Below are 1,015 nucleotides of genomic sequence, written 5' to 3' on the forward strand. Positions count from 1 at the left end.
GAGGAGCACCATTTGCTGGTCGAGCTGCCCGAACCCCACGGCCCGCTTTTCATCTGGCTGGAGAGCCAGCTGCACGAACATGGCCCCCAGCCATGGGCCGCCCTGCGCGAAGGGCTGCGCGGGCATCCCCAAGAAAGACACGCCACGACCCAGATTGCACAGATTCCTGAAGGCATCGAAAGCGACTGGGATGAGGTGCGCAGCATCCTCGACCAGCTTTTACGCCTGCACCGCCAGCGCGAGATGAGCGAACTGGCCGCCCGGGCCGCCACCGACCCAGCCGCGCGGCAGCGCTATCTGGAACTGGCTGCCAGCCTCAAAAGCGCCGCGGATACAACCCGCTGACACCTCCGGGCAGCCGGCTCGAAAATAGCCGCCTCAGGGATGCATAAAACCTCCGGAAAACCGCCCAAAAAAGAGGCAATAGGGGTATAATCCGATTTTCGACGGCAAGCGCGACAGCAGCACCTCCGGCCCGGCCACCCCGAACATCGGGGAACTCACAGATGAGACGGCCACTTTCCCCAAGGGAATTCCGCAAGGACTGCACACCAAATGTTCGCCCAAACAGCTTGCCCGGAAAAATAAACCGCAACGTGCCTTTGGCGCTGCCCGGCCTGTTTTTCCGCTCTTCCGTTCCTGACCCTGAATCCTTGTCACCGTGCCTGTGCCTCGCACAGGCGCCAAGGCGCATTTTTGTTTACTGGTAGCTGATAGATATTTAAAACAATTCCCGACAACTGGAGGTCCCATGCCTACTGCCAAGCCGAAAAAGCCGAGCACGTCCAAGAAGCCGCAAAGCGCGCAGTCCAAAGCCGCCGCCAAGCCCAAAGCCAAGACAGCGCCCCAAACCGCTGCCCGGCCCGCAGGCAAGCCTCCAGTCAAAGCAGCAGCCAAAGCCCCGGCCAAGCCCGTGGCCAAAGCAGCTGTCAAGCCCGCCGCCAAAAGCGGCAAGGTTGAAAAACCGGGAAAAACCGCCATCTCTGTCAAATCCAGCAAACCCAATGCCCTGGTG

Annotated in this window: 2 pseudogenes; both read left to right on the forward strand. The window is 60.8% G+C overall.

The window, feature by feature from the left end:
• Window positions 1–345, forward strand: a pseudogene (locus AC1D0Z_RS22700) (DNA primase); the annotation flags it as partial.
• Between the two features lie 406 nt (window positions 346–751).
• Window positions 752–1,015: pseudogene (locus AC1D0Z_RS22705) on the forward strand (hypothetical protein); the annotation flags it as partial.

The sequence above is a fragment of the Polaromonas sp. P1_E3 genome (genome assembly GCF_056405935.1).